This is a genomic window from Pantoea sp. Taur (genome assembly GCF_009830025.1).
GTDB classification, from domain to species: Bacteria; Pseudomonadota; Gammaproteobacteria; order Enterobacterales; family Enterobacteriaceae; genus Pantoea; species Pantoea communis.
This window is the reverse complement of sequence record NZ_SZZZ01000001.1, coordinates 139,065-154,472: the sequence shown is the minus strand read 5'-3', so window position 1 is coordinate 154,472 and position 15,408 is coordinate 139,065. Positions and strand designations below refer to the sequence as shown.

Here is a 15,408-nt window from a genome sequence, read left to right as displayed (position 1 = left end):
TTCTTCAGCCTGACGTTCTGCGCAGCTGCCATAAAAACCAGGGGGCACCGATAAATGCGGTCAACAGCCCGGCGGAGATCGGCCATGGCCAGGCGATGTTGCGCCCCAACCAGTCGGCAAGCACCATCAATAATCCCCCCATCAACGCGGCGGCGCACAGCTGATGACGCAGTAGATTGGCGCCCATTGCTTTGGCGCATTGCGGTGCCAGCAATCCGATAAAACTCAGCGGGCCGACCAGCAGTGTGCCCGCAGCAGTGAGTAATGCCGTGAGCAGCAGAATCAACAAATTCGTGCGGCGCAAGGCGATGCCCAATGACTGAGCGGTCGGCTGCCCTAATCCTAAAAGCGTTAACCAGCGTTGCATCATCAACGCCAGCGGACACAACACCATCGCGGCAACCATCGCACCGATGGCCATGCTTGCATCAATGTTGGCGGTCGAACCGGTACTCCAGTTCAATAGCATCAGGGCACGCGGGTCGCCACTCAGCATCAATATCATATTCAGCGCGCTGGCAAGGCTGGTAAGGCTCAAACCGATCAGCACCATCTTCTGCGGGTTGAACCCACCGCGCGCGCCAAACAAAAACAGCAACAGCATGGCGACCAGGCTGCCGACCACCGCAGCGGGTAACATAAACGTCAGGGGCCAGGAGGTGAATAACACGGTCAATAACACCGCGAGGGCCGCGCCGCTGCTGATGCCGGTCAGCTCCGGGCTCGCCATCGCATTACCGGTTAAGCGTTGAATTAGCACCCCCGCACACGCCAGCATCATCCCTGCGCAGAGCGCACCGCTGATTCTCGGCCAGCGCCAGACCAGCAATTGCGAAGTAATTGCGCCTGGCGGTGTACGGTTGAACCAGAGAGACGCAGGCAGAATCAGCAGCAAAAGCAGTAACAGGATCCCCAGTTGAGGCGTGTTGAAACGCGGGGTAGCGCTGAGCCGCGTTTGCCCGGTCGGCAGATGTGTGGCGCGTTGCCGCATCAGCAGTATCAATAATAACGGTGCGCTTAACAGTGCCGTCACGGCGCCTGATGGAATGTCGCCCGCCGCAGGGGAACAGCGTAATGCGAGCTGATCGACCAACAGCAGTAAGGTTGCACCAGTAAGCATGCTGGCGATCAGCTGCGGTGGGAAGCGGCGCAGGCCGCAGGCTTTAACCATCGCCGGGGCCGCCAGCCCGATAAAACTGATAATTCCCACCTGGCTGGTGATCATCGCACTCAGAAAGACCGCCACGCCCAGCGCCAAAAAGCGCACCTGCACCGTGGCCAGGCCCAACGCACGGGCATTTTGCTCGGATAATCCCAGCACCGTCAGCGGTCTGACCAGCAGCAGGCTGGCGATCAGTGCACAAGCCAGCGTTACCGCCAATACCAGGCTGCTGCTCCAGCCGCTCTGCGTCAGTGTCCCGGCTTGCCAGCTAAACAGGTCGCTCAGGTAATCGTGGTTGAATAGCACCAAGAGCGTGTTCAGCGCGTTGCCGTACAGGCTGAGAACCATGCCCACCAGAATCACGCTCAGCGGCGCGAATCGGCGACCTGCGGTGAGCGCCATCAGGATCAAAATGGCCACCATCGATCCGATCAGCGCCAGCAGCGGCAAGCCAATGACCAACAGGCCCGGCGCGAACACCAGCGCGGCGGACATCGCCAGATTGGCACCGGCAGCCACGCCGAGCGTTCCCGGTTCGGCCAGCGGATTTTGCAGCACCTGCTGAAACAGCAAACCGGCCAACGCCAGGCCTGCGCCGCACAGCAGGCTGACAGCGATGCGCGGCAGAAAGCTTTGCTCAACCAGCAGTGATGCCAGTGAGACGGGGTAGCGTGCCAGTAGCGCAGTGTAATTGACCGTGACCAGCGTGAGTGCCGCAATGAAAGCGGTGCACAGCAGCACCATGGCGCTCATCGGTTTCATGATGCGGTTTCCAGTACGCGAGTGATATCGTCCGCCAGCCCAAGCGCCGTCGCGAGGCTGCCAAACGGAAAGAAATGATCCAAACGGGTCACGCGCCCTTGCGCCACCATCGGCAAGTGGTGCCATAAACCGTTCGGCTGCCGGGCGCGCATTAAACGTGTCATCGCCGTGGGTAATTCAGTGTAGAAAAGCCAGTCGCAGGGGAGATCGGCCAGTTCCTCTATGCGCACCCGCGCGACGTGCGCAGCGTTAACTGATTTCTGCCAGGCGTTGATCAAACCGATCTGGCGTAACACCGCATCGGCCAGACTGCCGTTGCCGTAAAGCGTTGCGTACTTACCATCCTGATCCAACACCATAACCAGTACGCGCTTGTGTTGAGGGTTAATCAGGCGCTGGCGATAAGTATCCATTGCCGTATCGACCTGTTGCAGCCACTGTGTCGCGTGGGGGGTAACCTCCAGACGTGCGCCCAGTTGCCCGGTCCAGTCATGCAGGACTTGCCATAAATCACCAGACGTCGTAAACGCGGTGACGGTTTCTACCGGGGCGATGGCCGCCATTTTGGTCATAACGGCGGCGGGGAGTGCATCGCTGATGATCAGTGCGGGGCGCAGGGCCGCGAGCATTTCCAGATTGGGCTCCCAGAAAGGCCCGATATCCTGCACGCTGTCAGGTAACAGCGGGCGCGGAATGCGTTGGCGAAAATAGTGGCTATCGGATATTGCCAGCGGCGTGACGCCCAGGCTTAGCAGCGTTTCCGCTGCCGCCCAGTTGATCGCCACAATACGCTGGCGATCGCGAATGACCTGGCTCGCACGTGCCGCGATGGGCAGCACGACGAGCATTTTCAGGCAGGTACGACGACTGATGTTGAACATCAGAAGTTCAGCTTCAGCGAGCCTATAAAGGTGCGTTCCTGGCCCGGATAGCAGCTGGTATCGCCATCACAGGTGCCGACGTAGTGATGATCAAACAGGTTTTGTACGTTGAATCCGACCTGAATATTTCTGTTCACCTGATATTTCACGCCCGCATCGACCAGGGTGAAGTTCTTTACCGGAATGGTGTTGGCGTTGTCGCCGTACATGCTGCCGATATAGCGCACGCCGGTGCTGAGCAACAGCCCGTCGAACATGCCCTGATGGAAGCCATAGTTCAGCCATGCCGATGCCATGTTTTTCGGCACGTTAGCCTGCTGCTTGCCCTGATCGCCATTGTTGCTTTTGCTGATCTCGGCATCGGTGTAGGTATAAGAAGCCAGCACGTCGAGGTTAGAGGTCAGCTGTGCCTGTGTTTGCCACTCGATGCCGCGTGAGCGCACTTCACCTGATGCCACCTGATAACCGGTGGCGAGGCCATCGACGATTTCATTGGTGAGCACGTTGGATTTGGTGATATCAAACGCGGCCAGTGTCATCAGCAGATTGCTGTCCGGCTGATATTTCACCCCAATCTCATACTGATGCGCCTTACTCGGATCGAAGGTGCGGTTCTGGCTGTCGGTGCCGCTGTTGGGCACGAATGACTCGGCGTAGCTGATGTACGGCGCCAATCCGTTGCCGACCAGATAAGTTAATCCTGCGCGTCCGGTCCAGGCATCTTTGTCCACCCATGAGTTGCTGCCATTGAGGTTGTTCTGCGTGCGCATGCTGATATCGTCATGACGACCGCCGAGCGTCACCAGCCATTGATCGGTGAGGTGAATTTGATCCTGCATGTACACACCCAATTGGGCGGTGGTTTGATCGTTGTTATTCACGGCGTTGGTCGGGTCGGCAATATCCAGACCGTAAACCGGATTGGTGATGCTGAGCGCGGGCGCAACAGCGCTGAAGCGCTTGGCGTTGGCATCCAGCCAGCTGTAATCCACCCCGGCCAGCAGCGTATGAGCAACTGACGCCGTGTTGAAATCCATCTGCAACTGGTTATCGATGTTGAAGGCTTTCATATGCTCATCAAAACGAATGGCGTTGCGTGACACGGTGTTGGTGGTGAAGTCTGGATCGCCTGCAAGCAGGTTGTTCAGAATGGTATCGGTCTGACCGTAACGCAGGTTCTGGCGGAACTTAATGCCCTCAGAAAGCTGCTGGCTGAACTCATAGCCCACGCTGTACTGCTCCTGGCGGAAGCGGTTGTAGTTGTAATCGCCTAAGAGCGTGTCGGTGGTTTTATTGCCCGGATTGGTCAATACCGCCACGGTGCCGCCGGAGGTATCGCGCAGGTAATCCGCACGCAGCGTCAGACTGGTATCGGCGGAGGGCAGCCAGGTTAAGGTCGGCGCGAGGTACAGGCGGTTATCTTCGACATGCGGGCCATCGCGATACTGGAATTGGGTATCGCTGTCACGTGCCAGACCGACCACGCGATACAGCCACTGACCTTCATCATCCAGTTTATCGCTCATATCAAACTGCGCCTGACGGCGATTGAAATTCCCCAACTGGACTTCAACTTCATGCACGCCGCGCGCGTCAGGCATTTTGCTGACGCGGTTCACGATCCCGCCAGCATCGCCGAGACCAAACAGGGTTGAAGAGGGGCCGCGTACAATATCAATACGCTCCAGCGCGTAAGGCTCGGTGCGGAAGTAGCTGTAACTGTTGTTGAGTTGGCGTAGACCATCACGGTAATCGTTGGTGGTCAGGGCGTTAAAGCCACGGATGTAAATCCAGTCATAACCTTTGGGATCAACACCGTAGGTTTCGGTTTTCACTCCCGGCACGTAACGCAACGCTTCGGTGACGCTTTGGACATTCTGGCGGTCCAATTGCTGACGCGTGATCACCGAGACTGACTGAGGCACTTCAAGCAGAGGTGTATCTGTTTTAGTGGCGCTGGTGGTTTGATCCGGTACGGCGGAAGAGTTGCTCGGGGTTTTGGTTACCGTCAGCGTATCTTCGCCTACTGCCGAAGGCGTGACGGAGACGGTGTCACCATTCTGCGTCCACTCCAGTCCACTTCCAGCCAACAGTTGACCCAGCGCACTGTTCAGCGTCATCGAGCCTTTCACCGCAGGAGCAGTTTTATTAGCAAGGGATGTCGGTGCAGCAATCAGCTGCACGTTAGCCTGTCTGGCTAATTGGTTGAGTGAGGTCGCCAGTGGTTGCGAGGGCAGTGACAGTGACAGCGTTGCCGCGGCGAAAACGGCGGAAGCAGGCAAGGCCGCCGCCAGCGCGACGGCAACATGCGAAGGTCGAAATGCACGTAAAACAGAAAAACCAGCCATTCAGGATCCCCAGATATAAGATGAATAATAATCATTCTCTTCTGAAGACGGCGCGCAGGGTCAAACCCTGACGTCGATTTTAATTATTTTTTAACGTCATGCCAGTTGCGACCACAGTGGATTGATTTTTAATGCTTTTTATTTTCACCGGCAGGACGCGAGGCAATGCGTTAGCAAAGCTATCCACCCGATCGGTATCAAAACTGCCACTGATGCGCAGGGCAGCAACAGCAGGCGAATTCAGTTTGAGCGAAACGTCGCCGTAGCGGGCGAACTCTGCCAGTGCCATATCCAGTCGCGTGTCATCCAGTACGATACGATCGTCGCGCCAGGCGGCGATGCTCTCGGCGGGCAGCGTGGAACGAGAAATCAATCGTCCCTCGGCATCGGTGAGCGATCGTTCCGAGGCGTGCAGCACACTGATATGCCGCTGAGCTTGAGTAATGTGCAGATGCTGCATCGCCCGCCACCACCGGTTCTCCCAGTTGCCGCGTGGACCGACGCGCACCGCGCCAGAACGCACGGCGACATCGCTGCCTTCACCACTCATGGTATGCGGCAGGTAACGGACCCGGAATTCGGTGCCCACTACGGTTACGCGGGTTGGGCCGCTAAGCACCTCAAACGGTTGGCTCGGGTTGTGTGTGACCTGGAAGAAGACTTGCCCTTGCGGCATCTCCACTTCCCGGCGATTGGCAAAGTAGCGCACGTTGAGCTGGGTACCGGCATCCAGTGACAACGTGGTGCCGTCGGGAAGCTGCACGGTGCGCATCTCGCCACGTCCGGTGTGCCAGCTTGCGCTGTAAATCGGCGGGGCGAAGGTGTTACGCAGCGGGAAGAACAGCACGGCTGCCAGTAATAGCAGCGCACAGGTCGCGACCATCGGACGCCAGCCAATACGGCGTCTTGGCGCGGGACGCAGATGCGCAACGGCAGCGGCAGGAATAGCCGCCGTCTGTTGCCACAGCCCGCCCAAATCCTCGTATTCCGCCTGATGGGAGGGCGTTTGCAGCCAGCGTTCGAAAGCCTGCTGCTCCTCTCGCGTCATGCCTTCTTGCTGACGGAGTAACCAATGAATCGCCTGTTCAGCAATCGTCTGCTCATCATGTCGCGTCATCGTGCCTTCCCTGTCGACTGTTCATCACGCCAGCTGTCGCGGCTGGCACGACAGGCCAGCATGGCGCGAATGATGTGTTTTTCCACCATGTTGGTTGAAATTCCCATGCTCGCAGCCACTTCACTTTGCGACTGCCCCTCAATACGATGACGGATAAAAGCCTCCCGGCAGCGCGGCGGCAGGGTCTCAATGGCAGCCACAATATGGTCGATATATTGTTGGTTCTCAAGGCGATTGTCCGGTTGCTCGTAGCCGGGTGCCAGTAACTCATCGGTGTCAGTATCTTGCGAGGGATCATACTGTTTCTGCAGGCGATAGCGGTCGACCAAAAGATTTCTGGCGATATGGTAGAGCAATCCGCGGTGCGAGGAAATCTGTTCCGGGGCAGCCAGCGCGCGGCTGAATGTCTCCTGGGTCAGTTCTTCCGCGAGGTGTTTATCCCGCAGTTTACCGCTCAAAAAGCGGAACAGTTCCGTGTAGTAACGCTCAAACGCTGACAAGATGGATTCCCAACAACCGCACAGTGCTGCATGCATGAAAGAGTGGCAGGCTGTATTTGAATGAAAATCGTTATCGTTATCAAGATGGGATGATTGGAAAAGGTAAAAAAAGCGTTGTTGAGGAAGATTTTGGGCGCGATAGGGTGCTGAGTGTGGAATTAAAAGTCGGGTAGGTGACGAGCCGTATCCATCTGTTGATGTAAAATTCGGGCAATAAATATTCCGGAAGGATTGGCAGTATAAAAAATGGTATGTGACTGGAAAACAATACGTTTCACATCCTGCACGCGCGGGTAATCCTGTCCCATCTCAGGCATCTTTGACAATGTTTCAAGGAACTCATCCAATGCATCGGTGTAGCGATCGGCTTGGGCTTCACCAAATTTGAGCAAGGTATAATCATAGATATTGGCAAAGTCACTGTCGGCAAGTTTGGACAGTTTATACACGATGAAGCTTCTTCCTTTCCGCAGCGATCTCACGCAGTGAACGCGGGCTTTCGCCACTTTCTAACCCTTCAACAACGGCATTTCGGACAACTTGATCATGTGATTCCTGTTGTTCCAGCAGCCGTAAAGCCGAACGCATCACTTCACTGGCTGATCCATAGCGCCCTGAATCAACCATGCGCGAGATGAAGTTATCGAGTTGTTCACCGACGCTAACCGAGGTTATTTTTCTCATTGAACTCACCGTGTATTAACTGTTAATACAAAAGAACATAGTTTGCTCAAGTCTTCATCGCCAGTCAAATCGACCTCGTTCTTATGGAATGTGCCACGCAATAGTATGCTTTGCGCAGACCCTTAACCTTCACTCAACAACTATAATATTCCCAGAAGGTCTGCCCGGTATGGGCACACAGATCATGCTGGCTGTTCCCCTTGCTCACTATCATTGGTGCTTTTGCAGAAGGATAACTCATGCGTACTTTTATGGTGGCGTTGTGCGTCTCGTTGAGTGTTTTGACCTTCCCAACCCTGGCGGCTGGCACATTGAGTGATGGCTGGGAATGGCTGAAACAGGATGTCTCGCAAACGTGGGAGCAGCCACAATATTACGACCTCTATTTGCCGTTCATCAGCTGGCATGCGCGTTTTGCTTACGACAAAGAGAAAACTGACAACTACAACGAATCGCCGTGGGGCGGGGGTTTTGGTGTGTCGCGTTACAACGAAAACGGTGACTGGAGCGCGCTGTATGCGATGGCGTTTAAGGATTCGCACAACATGTGGCAGCCGATTATCGGTTACGGCTGGGAGAAGGGCTGGTATCTGGATGAGGCACGCGATGTACGTTTAGGGCTGGGGTTAACCGCTGGTATCACGGCGCGTGATGATTTCGCCAACTATGTGCCGCTGCCGATTGTTTTGCCGCTGTTCTCCGCAGGCTATAAACGCCTCAACGTGCAGTTCACCTATATTCCGGGCACTTATAACAACGGTAATGTGCTGTTTGCCTGGTTCCGCTATGGCTTCTGAAATGCTGCAACGTTCTTCTGTGCTTAAGTGGCTAAAGAGAATTGCCCTGAGCTTGATGGCATTGCTCATCATGTTTCTGCTGATCCGTGGATATCAATCTGAGCAGGGGCCGCCGCTGCATCGCTGGCACACCTGGGCGGCTGATGAAATGACGGTGGAGCAATTAGATCACGCCACCTTCGACGATTATCTGGCGCAGGAAAATGTGATCTTCCAGCAGATGAAACACAACGTCACGGATCAACTCAGTGACGAAGAGAAAACCTCGCTCAACCGCTATAACGCGCAAAGCCCGGTCTATCCGGCAGGCTTTACTACCGACTGGAATCGTTCGTTTGTGCTGAAACCTGCGGGTGAAATCAAAGGCGCGGTGGTGCTGTTGCACGGTTTAACGGATTCACCTTACAGCATGCGTTATCTGGCACAGGCCTATCAGCAACAAGGCTATGTTGCGGTAGTACCCAGGCTGCCCGGCCATGGTACCGCGCCGGGATCGTTAACCAAAGTGGACTGGAAAATGTGGCTGGCCGCGACGCGTCTGGCCGTGCGTGAAGCCACGCGCTTAGCGGGAACCCAGGTCCCGTTGCATCTGGTGGGCTACTCAAACGGCGGCGCGCTGGCGATGAAATATGTGCTCGATGCTCAGCAGAATCAAAATCTGCGCCAACCGCAGCAGGTGCTGCTGCTGTCGCCGATGATTGGCGTGACGGCATACGCCCGTTTTGCGGGGTTAGCGGGATGGCCAGCGGTGTTCCCGGTGTTTGCTAAAGCGGCGTGGCTGAATATCGTGCCGGAATACAACCCGTTTAAATACAATTCATTCCCGGTGCGGGCGGCGCGTCAGTCCTGGCTGTTAACCCAGGCGTTGCAGGAACAGATTGTGCAACTCGCCCGCGATGGCGAAATACGTGGCTTACCCCCGCTGATGACGTTCCAGTCGATCCTCGATTCCACTGTCAGTAGCCGCGCGGTGGTGAATGCGCTGTACCGTTACCTGCCGGACAACGGCAGTCAGTTAGTGATTTTCGATATCAACCAGGCGGCCAACTTACGCGCGCTGTTCCGGCCTGCACTGTATTCAGCGGTCAACGACTTACTGCCTGCCGCGCCGCGTCATTACGCCACAACGGTGATCACTAACGCGTCGCCCACCACTTATGACGTGGTCGCCCGTATCACGCCTGCCGATCAAACCAACGAAGTGACGCGTCCGCTGCATCTGGCGTGGCCGCAGGATATGTATTCCTTGTCGCATATCGCTGTCCCATTCCCTCTCACCGATTCGCTGTATGGCCGCGAACCCACCGAGAAAAATCGTTATGGCATCAGCCTCGGCACCATCTCACTGCGCGGAGAAACTTCCAGTCTTACCGTTGGGCTCGACACGCTGATGCGTAATACCTCGAATCCGTTTTTCACTTATATGATGGCGCAAATAAATGGACGAACTGCCTGCGGTCAGCAGCCGGATCTGCAACAGTGCCTTAAAGAGTAATGACTTTTTTCAGCAGCTCGTTGGCGAGAATCAGTCGGGCCAGCAACACCGAGAGCACAAAGGTCAGCACAATCAGCGTGAGTTTAGTGGCCAGCGAGTTAATCGGGATCAACGCGGTGACGATATGAAATACCGAGTAGTGCATGATGTACACCCCGGTCATGGTTTTACTTACGGTGGCCAGCAGCGTCTCTTTGAGGGCGATATGGCGACGAAAGCGCACGCCGCTGGCGGCTAACACCAGTGCGACCACCAGCAGGTAGATTTGTGAGCCGGTGAGTAGGAAGGCATTGCGGTCGGCTTTAAATAGCGCGAAGAAGAAGTGTTGCTCGTACAACCAGGTGAACAGATAAATAAAGGGCAGGGCACAGGTAGCGACGAGGGCAACTCTTCTCCGACTCAGCCAGTCGGCAATCACCGGTTCACACAATAGCTGGCCGGTGAGGTAAAACAGCAGCCAGGTCCAGATACGGTATTGCGGCGCGAGGCTGAGCACCCGCACCTCGGGATAGAGCACCGACAGCAAATCGTAGCCATAGGAAAACAGCAACAGGGCGCCGACCAGCGCGCAAAACGTCAGGCGATGCAGGCTAAGCCAGCTGAGCAGCGGATTGAAGCTGTAGATCACGATAAACGAGAACACAAACCACGGCTGAATCAGGTAACCGCGCTGGTAAGGTTCCCAGAGATAGTAAATCGTCATCCAGAACAGAAACACGATCACCACATTGCGGATCTTGTTGAGCTGCCAGCGTAAATCCTGCTCAGCGTGGCTATCCATAATGCCCGCCACCACAAAAAACAGTGGGGTAGCGATGGTGGTGATAAACGTCAGGAACGCCAGAATCCAGTGGTAATCATAATCGTAGCGATCCCAGGTGTTATACAGCGTAAAAAAGGTCACTGCCGCCATGCAGCCGAGTGTCTTAATGACATTCAGCCCGGTGGCGTTCATGTTGACGTCGCTTTCTCAGCGCGGTGGAAGCAGGCATAAATCACTGGCAGAACCAGCAGCGTCAGTATCGTTGCGAAGCCCAGTCCAAACATAATCACCACCGCCATGCTCTGGAAAAACACATCGCGCAGCAGCGGTGCCAGGCCTAACACCGTGGTGAACGCGGTCAGCAGGATGGGGCGCAAGCGCGACGTGGCGGCATACAGAATCGCGTCGTGCTGCGTTTTGTCCTGTTTTTGCTGTTCAATCTCTTCCACCAGCACAATGCCATTGCGGATCAGCATGCCGCTCAGGCTCAGTAAGCCGATCAGTGCCATAAAGCCAAACGGAATACCGGTGAGCAAAAAGCCCGGCGTCACGCCGATTAGCGCCAATGGCACCGTTAGCCAGATCGCCACGGCATTTTTTACGGAGCTAAACATCAGCACGGTAATGACAAACATCACCAGATAGCCCAACGGTAGCGTGGTGAACACGCCCTGCTGCGCTTCGCTGGAGTTTTCGGCATCGCCGCCCCATTCAATGCTGTAACCGTGCGGCAGTGGGAGCTGATCAATTTGCGGTCGCACGCGTGACAGAATATCGCCGGAAGTGTCGCTGGTGAGCGGACTGGGATCGGTCATCACCGTCAGCACGCGGCTGCGATCGCGCCGCAGAATTAATGGATCTTCCCATTCAAGATTAAAGCCACTCACTACATTACTCAGCGGAATGTAATGCTGCTGGCTTTGGCTCCACACCAGCACATTGTTCAGATGATTGGCATCCTGGCGTTCGCTGGCGGGCGGACGCACCACCACTGGCAGTAAATCTGCGCCTTCACGGTATAAACCCACGCGGCTGCCGGTGAAATTCATTTGCAACGCGTTATCGATCTCCTGTTTATCCACCCCCAGCTCGCGGCCCAGCGCCGGATTAAACTGTGGACGGATTACCTTGCTGCGGTTTTGCCAGTCATTGCGTACGCTGTCGGTGGCGGGATCCTGCGCGAGGATATCACCCACTTCGCTGGCAATCAGGCGCATACGGTCAGGATCGGGACCTTTGATGCGTACCTCAATGGCGCTGCCGCCGGAAGGACCAAACATCACCCGTTTGGTACTGGCATTCACCTGCGGATACTGGCGGGCAATATAGTCATCCACACGGCGTGACAGCGCGGCGATATGGCGCTGATCGTCCATGCGCACCATGATTTGCGCATAGTTGCTGTACTGGCGCTGTCCATTGTAAGTAAGGATAAAACGCATGCTGCCCTGGCCGACGGTGGTGACCGTAGACACCACGACTTGCTGCCCGGTGATCGACTTTTCAATATCGCTGGCCATTTGCTCGGTTGCCTTGATGTCTGTGCCGTAAGGCAGCCACAAATCGACAAAAAAGATCGGCGTATTGGACGAGGGAAAGAAGTTTTGCCTTACGCCACCAAAGCCCCAAATCGCCAGTGCCAGCAGGACGGCCATCACTGAAAGCGTGAGGGTTTTCTGCTGTAGCAGCGCGTTGAGCGTGCGTTGGTAGAGTCGATAAAAACCGCCATCGTAGGGCGAGGCTTCAGCGGCGGGCGTTGCCGCGCTGTTCTTTTTAAACAGCCACCATTTGATTAACACCGGCGTGATGGTGAGCGCCGAGAACCAACTCAACATCAGCGAAATCAGCAACACCTGGAACAGTGATTTGCAGTACTCACCGGTGGAATCCTGCGACAACCCAATCGGCGCAAACGCCAGTATTGCGATAACCGTGGCTCCCAGAAGCGGGAAGGCCGAGCGCCGGATAACAAAGTTGATCGCCGAGGTACGCGATGAGCCTTGCTGACGTGCAATCAATACCCCTTCGACGATCACAATCGCGTTATCCACCAGCATGCTGAGGGCAATAATCAGCGCTCCCAGTGAAATACGCTGTAGCTCAATACCCCACAGATACATGATTAGCAGGGTGCCCAGCACGTTCAGCGCCAGCGAGAGCGCAATAATGATGCCGCTGCGTACGCCCATAAAGATCAGCAGCACGCCCACCACAATCGCCAGCGCCATCAGGAAGTTGGTGATAAAGCCGTTGACGGAGTGCGCCACTTCCGCAGCCTGATCGTAAAACGTATTGATTTGGATACCGGCTGGTTTTTCTGCCGACATCTGCTGCAGTTTGGCTTCCAGTGCACGACCTACGTCAATCACGTTGACGCCAGGGATAAAGGAGACGCCCATGGTGACCGCCGGGCGGCCGTTGGCGTGATAGATGCTGGAAGGGGATTCGCTCAACCCGCGAGACAGCGTGGCGATGTCGCGCAAGCGGGTGGTGGCAGTGTCGCCAACGGGGCTGATAAGCAGATCGCTCAGCTCATCGATATTTTCAAATTCCCCGGTAGGATGCAGACGAATCGATTCGGAGCCGGATTTGATCTCTCCTGCGCTGGAAACCACGTTCAGGCGGCTGAGTGCTGCGGAGAGTTGCGCAGGGGTAATGCCGCGCGCCGCCATTTTCGTCAGCGAAACATCGACATCAATTTGCTGCGGGATGGCGCCGCCAATCGCCACCTTGCCCACGCCGGGTACCAACACCAGTTCTCGCCGCAGCTGTTCGGCATATTGCACTAATTCAGGATTGCTGAAGTTGTCACCGGAAATGGCGAAGAAAAAGCCGAACACGTCGCCAAAATCATCGTTAACGAAAGGCGCCGCCACGCCGGGCGGGAAGAAGCGTGACGCATCACCGACGCGCCGCCGCAGCTCATCCCAGATTTGTGGCAGTTCGTTAGAGTGATAGCGCGACGCAATATTCACCGTAATTTGTGACAGGCCGTTGGAAGAGATGGAACTGACGCTGTCCAGATAGGGCAACTGCTGCAGGGCATTTTCCAGCGGCAGCGTCACCTCTTCTTCCACCTGCTGTGCGGACGCGCCAGGGTATTGTGTGACCACCACGGCGGTTTTAATGGTAAAAGCGGGGTCTTCCAGGCGACCAATATTCAGCAGGGCAAAAATACCCCCCAGCCCTAATAGCAAAATCGCCAGCCAGACGCGAATCGGGTTATCAATAAACTGTTTGGAGATGTCCATTACAGCCCTCGCTCACGCGTCCAGATGCGTACCGGCTGTTGCGCATGTAACTCATTGACGCCTGCTGCGACCACGCGTTCACCGGCTTTCAGTCCATCGGTGATCACCACTCCCTGGTTTGTGACTTCGCCGACGGCGACCCTACGATCTTCCAGCTTCAGCTGATCGCCGCTGCCTTGCACCACCCAGACATGAGGTTCATTGCGCTGGTGGCTGTCGGGGTTAAACACCGCCTCGACCGGAACGACCAGCGCAGCGTGATTCACATTGGCGGGAAGATTGGCCAGATTGATGGTGACAGTACCACTGACACCGCCCACGGCCGGAAAATCGGCAGGGCGCGGCATGGTTAAGATCACCTGCCAGGTCAGTGTGTTGCTGCTACTGCTACCGGTGTGCTCTTTGTATTCAGCCTGAAATTCGCGATCCGGCAGCGTGTTAATCCTCACTACCGGGCGATACGTCATGTTGCGGATATCCAGCGCGGTGAACAGGTTTTCCGGCACGTTAAACACCACATCAAGCAGGTCGGTGCGCGTTAACGTGGCGATGGTCTGGCCCGCCGCAATCACCTGATGATTACGCACATTGACCGTCGCCGCGGTGCCGCTAAAAGGCGCGGTTAAGGTCATCTGGCTTAACTCTTCACGGGCAATTTGCAAGGCCGCGTTGGCGGCATCGCGGTTCGCGCGCTGCACGTCCATTTCGGCCTGCGAGATCGCCTGGCGGCCAGATAGCGTCTGGAATCGTGCAAACTGTCGCTGAGCGAGGGTGGCGGCGGTCTGACGTTCATTAACGCGCTGCTGCGCCTCACGTGCCACCAGTCTGGCGATCACTTGTCCCTGTGTCACATTGTTGCCCTGGCGAATCTCCAGGGCGTCGATCTGTCCACCCCGTTTAAAGGAGAGGTCTGTGGAATCACCCGATTCAATGCGTGCGGGAAAGATGCGTTGCTGAGCCTCTCCGGAAGCCACCACCTCAACCACTTTCACCATGCGCGGCAAAGGGGCAACTTCCGTTTTTTTTTGATCGCAACCTGTTGTTATCAATATAACAATGGCGATCAGCGGAAAATAACGCGTCACGAGTTTGTCCTCAATCAGCAATATTGAATTAATTATTGGCGTTATTATTAGCGAGGTTCTCATTCGCCGAGCATTGAAACAACGGCGTAGGTAAATAACCCCACGGCAGAACAGGTTACAATAGCGATAACCACATAAAGACTCAGGCGCAGCAGACTATAGTCCGGCATCGTTACCTCCATTAACAGTGGGCGAATTAGAGTCATCTCACTGCGGTCGGATAGGAGTGACGGTTAAGGTTTATTTGTTAAGCATGAGCATAGCTGTGGATATCCAAAAATGTAAAGTTTGATAAACGCAATAACTTTATCGCAACTCATGGAATTTAAGTCTGATTTATTTGATTTAAATAGAGCTTTAAACCACGTTAACAACATAAACACAAAGCGTGGCTTTTCCCGCCATTTCATTAACATAGGGATAGGTTAATTTATTTTCGTTAAAAACGGCTTATTTATCTTTGGTTTAAAATTACGCTAAAAATTGTTTTTTGATTACGGATGACTTTCCTCATAAAAGCAGAGTGAGTTGAATTGCCTGTGCTACGTTTATAACGTTCATTT

12 protein-coding genes are annotated in these 15,408 nt (G+C 55.3%); 2 read left to right on the top strand and 10 right to left on the bottom strand.

Annotation, left to right across the window (positions count from 1 at the left end; all coding sequences use genetic code 11):
- Positions 1-4 precede the first annotated feature (4 nt).
- From fhuB to FD744_RS00640, 7 genes are all read right to left on the bottom strand, one after another.
- On the bottom strand, positions 5-1,924 hold the full coding sequence (gene fhuB / locus FD744_RS00670; RefSeq protein WP_237449305.1) for a Fe(3+)-hydroxamate ABC transporter permease FhuB: 1,920 nt from the start codon (positions 1,922-1,924) through the stop codon (positions 5-7).
- The gene (locus FD744_RS00665; RefSeq protein WP_160866899.1) at positions 1,921-2,805 is read right to left on the bottom strand and encodes an ABC transporter substrate-binding protein; all 885 of its coding nucleotides are present in this window, start codon (positions 2,803-2,805) and stop codon (positions 1,921-1,923) included. Before FD744_RS00665 ends, fhuB begins: the two co-directional genes overlap by 4 nt.
- Positions 2,805-5,153 carry a TonB-dependent siderophore receptor gene (locus tag FD744_RS00660; RefSeq protein ID WP_160866898.1) on the bottom strand — a complete coding sequence of 783 codons (2,349 nt, stop codon included), beginning with the start codon at positions 5,151-5,153 and terminating at the stop codon, positions 2,805-2,807. Before FD744_RS00660 ends, FD744_RS00665 begins: the two co-directional genes overlap by 1 nt.
- A 79-nt stretch (positions 5,154-5,232) precedes the next feature.
- Entirely contained in the window at positions 5,233-6,270 is a 1,038-nt protein-coding gene (locus tag FD744_RS00655; RefSeq protein ID WP_160866897.1) for a FecR domain-containing protein, read from the bottom strand.
- Positions 6,267-6,770 carry an RNA polymerase sigma factor gene (locus FD744_RS00650; protein ID WP_058960788.1) on the bottom strand — a complete coding sequence of 168 codons (504 nt, stop codon included), beginning with the start codon at positions 6,768-6,770 and terminating at the stop codon, positions 6,267-6,269. Before FD744_RS00650 ends, FD744_RS00655 begins: the two co-directional genes overlap by 4 nt.
- Before the next feature lie 158 nt (positions 6,771-6,928).
- The gene (locus FD744_RS00645) at positions 6,929-7,219 is read right to left on the bottom strand and encodes a type II toxin-antitoxin system RelE/ParE family toxin (protein ID WP_034822506.1); all 291 of its coding nucleotides are present in this window, start codon (positions 7,217-7,219) and stop codon (positions 6,929-6,931) included.
- Entirely contained in the window at positions 7,212-7,454 is a 243-nt protein-coding gene (locus FD744_RS00640; protein WP_034822508.1) for a type II toxin-antitoxin system ParD family antitoxin, read from the bottom strand. Before FD744_RS00640 ends, FD744_RS00645 begins: the two co-directional genes overlap by 8 nt.
- A gap of 251 nt (positions 7,455-7,705) precedes the next feature.
- Here FD744_RS00640 and pagP point away from each other — a divergent pair, with 251 nt between their 5' ends.
- Both pagP and FD744_RS00630 read left to right on the top strand, forming a co-directional pair.
- The gene (pagP, locus tag FD744_RS00635; RefSeq protein WP_373424348.1) at positions 7,706-8,251 is read left to right on the top strand and encodes a lipid IV(A) palmitoyltransferase PagP; all 546 of its coding nucleotides are present in this window, start codon (positions 7,706-7,708) and stop codon (positions 8,249-8,251) included.
- The gene (locus FD744_RS00630) at positions 8,241-9,746 is read left to right on the top strand and encodes a carboxylesterase (protein WP_160866895.1); all 1,506 of its coding nucleotides are present in this window, start codon (positions 8,241-8,243) and stop codon (positions 9,744-9,746) included. Before pagP ends, FD744_RS00630 begins: the two co-directional genes overlap by 11 nt.
- Here the strand turns inward: FD744_RS00630 and FD744_RS00625 are convergent.
- From FD744_RS00625 to FD744_RS00615, 3 genes are read right to left on the bottom strand one after another with little or no spacing between them, the layout of a single operon-like run.
- Positions 9,736-10,701, bottom strand: a complete 966-nt coding sequence (locus FD744_RS00625) for an acyltransferase (RefSeq protein WP_160866894.1) — start codon at positions 10,699-10,701, stop codon at positions 9,736-9,738. The genes FD744_RS00630 and FD744_RS00625 overlap by 11 nt on opposite strands.
- A complete protein-coding gene (locus FD744_RS00620) occupies positions 10,698-13,760 on the bottom strand; it encodes an efflux RND transporter permease subunit (RefSeq protein WP_160866893.1) in 3,063 nt (1,020 codons plus the stop codon). The genes FD744_RS00625 and FD744_RS00620 overlap by 4 nt, the downstream gene beginning before the upstream one ends.
- The gene (locus FD744_RS00615) at positions 13,760-14,845 is read right to left on the bottom strand and encodes an efflux RND transporter periplasmic adaptor subunit (protein ID WP_160866892.1); all 1,086 of its coding nucleotides are present in this window, start codon (positions 14,843-14,845) and stop codon (positions 13,760-13,762) included. Before FD744_RS00615 ends, FD744_RS00620 begins: the two co-directional genes overlap by 1 nt.
- Positions 14,846-15,408: the final 563 nt, after the last annotated feature.

What these genes read in the sequence shown, in the direction of transcription:
- fhuB (WP_237449305.1), bottom strand. Translation starts at nt 1,924, where the DNA reads ATGAAACCGATGAGCGCCATGGTGCTGCTGTGCACCGCTTTCATTGCG.
- FD744_RS00665 (WP_160866899.1), bottom strand. Translation starts at nt 2,805, where the DNA reads ATGTTCAACATCAGTCGTCGTACCTGCCTGAAAATGCTCGTCGTGCTG.
- FD744_RS00660 (WP_160866898.1), bottom strand. Translation starts at nt 5,153, where the DNA reads ATGGCTGGTTTTTCTGTTTTACGTGCATTTCGACCTTCGCATGTTGCC.
- FD744_RS00655 (WP_160866897.1), bottom strand. Translation starts at nt 6,270, where the DNA reads ATGACGCGACATGATGAGCAGACGATTGCTGAACAGGCGATTCATTGG.
- FD744_RS00640 (WP_034822508.1), bottom strand. Translation starts at nt 7,454, where the DNA reads ATGAGAAAAATAACCTCGGTTAGCGTCGGTGAACAACTCGATAACTTC.
- pagP (WP_373424348.1), top strand. Translation starts at nt 7,706, where the DNA reads ATGGTGGCGTTGTGCGTCTCGTTGAGTGTTTTGACCTTCCCAACCCTG.
- FD744_RS00630 (WP_160866895.1), top strand. Translation starts at nt 8,241, where the DNA reads ATGGCTTCTGAAATGCTGCAACGTTCTTCTGTGCTTAAGTGGCTAAAG.
- FD744_RS00625 (WP_160866894.1), bottom strand. Translation starts at nt 10,701, where the DNA reads ATGAACGCCACCGGGCTGAATGTCATTAAGACACTCGGCTGCATGGCG.
- FD744_RS00620 (WP_160866893.1), bottom strand. Translation starts at nt 13,760, where the DNA reads ATGGACATCTCCAAACAGTTTATTGATAACCCGATTCGCGTCTGGCTG.